Source organism: Escherichia sp. Lx600-2 (assembly GCF_036662595.1).
In the GTDB taxonomy this organism is placed as follows: domain Bacteria; phylum Pseudomonadota; class Gammaproteobacteria; order Enterobacterales; family Enterobacteriaceae; genus Escherichia; species Escherichia coli.
The window spans coordinates 1-1,419 of record NZ_JAYQWM010000223.1 but is presented as its reverse complement, the minus strand read 5'-3'; the positions used below and the strand labels follow the sequence as shown (position 1 = coordinate 1,419).

Here is a 1,419-nt window from a genome sequence, read left to right as displayed (position 1 = left end):
GTCCTCCAGTTAGTGTTACCCAACCTTCAACCTGCCCATGGCTAGATCACCGGGTTTCGGGTCTATACCCTGCAACTCATTCGCCCAGTTAAGACTCGGTTTCCCTACGGCTCCCCTATACGGTTAACCTTGCTACAGAATATAAGTCGCTGACCCATTATACAAAAGGTACGCAGTCACCCTGATAAATCAAGGCTCCCACTGCTTGTACGTACACGGTTTCAGGTTCTATTTCACTCCCCTCGCCGGGGTTCTTTTCGCCTTTCCCTCACGGTACTGGTTCACTATCGGTCAATCAGGAGTATTTAGCCTTGGAGGATGGTCCCCCCATATTCAGACAGGATAACACGTGTCCCGCCCTACTCGTCGAGTTCACAACACTAATATCTTCAGATACGGGGCTATCACCCTTTACTGCCGGACTTTCCAGACCGTTCTCCTGATACTAATGCTGATTAAGACTCTGGGCTGCTCCCCGTTCGCTCGCCGCTACTAGGGGAATCTCGGTTGATTTCTTTTCCTCGGGGTACTGAGATGTTTCAGTTCCCCCGGTTCGCTTCGTTTGACTATGTATTCATCAAACGATAGTGCAACGAATTGCACTGGGTTTCCCCATTCGGAAATCGTCGGGTATAACGGTTCATATCACCTTACCGACGCTTATCGCAGATTAGCACGTCCTTCATCGCCTCTGATTGCCTAGGCATCCACCGTGTACGCTTAGTCGCTTAACCTCACAACCCGAAGGTGTCTTCTTATCAGACGACACTTAACGTCATGGCTGTGCGTGGTGAACTTCTTCGTTGGGTAGTGCTCGCAATGCTCACGTACTATTGTACGCTGCGCTTGCTGTGCGCTAGCCGCCTTGAATTTCACACTGCTCGCTCATGCCACTCGTTTGTGTGTTTGAAAAACACTTCAAGTTGAGATTTTTGAGAGACTCTCACATTGTTTAAGCGATAAACAATGTGCGTTGTTTTCAATTTTCAGCTTGTTCCAGATTGTTAAAGAGCATAATTGTTAAACCAACTACAACGTAATTGGCTTAATCATTATTGGGGACATCGTCTTTCACTCGACATCGGCGCAATTGGCGTCCCCTAGGGGATTCGAACCCCTGTTACCGCCGTGAAAGGGCGGTGTCCTAGGCCTCTAGACGAAGGGGACACGAAACTTGTTTAGCAAATCACCGATTTGCTAGTTTCGTGTAAGGCGACATTCCTCATTGGAATGGAGCGGCTGTGTTAAAATGCTACATCAGCGCAAAAAGCCTCCCACGTAAAGCCATTGCTCTACTTTCTATCAGACAATCTGTGTGAGCACTTCACAAAAACACTTCAATGGTAAGGAGGTGATCCAACCGCAGGTTCCCCTACGGTTACCTTGTTACGACTTCACCCCAGTCATGAATCACAAAGT

Annotated in this window: 1 tRNA gene and 2 rRNA genes; all 3 read right to left on the bottom strand. The window is 48.3% G+C overall.

From position 1 onward, the window contains the following. Positions 1-734, bottom strand: a 23S ribosomal RNA gene (locus tag OQV04_RS24610); the annotation flags it as partial. 357 nt (positions 735-1,091) lie between these two features. Next, positions 1,092-1,167 (bottom strand) — tRNA-Glu (locus tag OQV04_RS24605). A 177-nt stretch (positions 1,168-1,344) separates the two neighbouring features. Next, positions 1,345-1,419, bottom strand: a 16S ribosomal RNA gene (locus OQV04_RS24600); the annotation flags it as partial.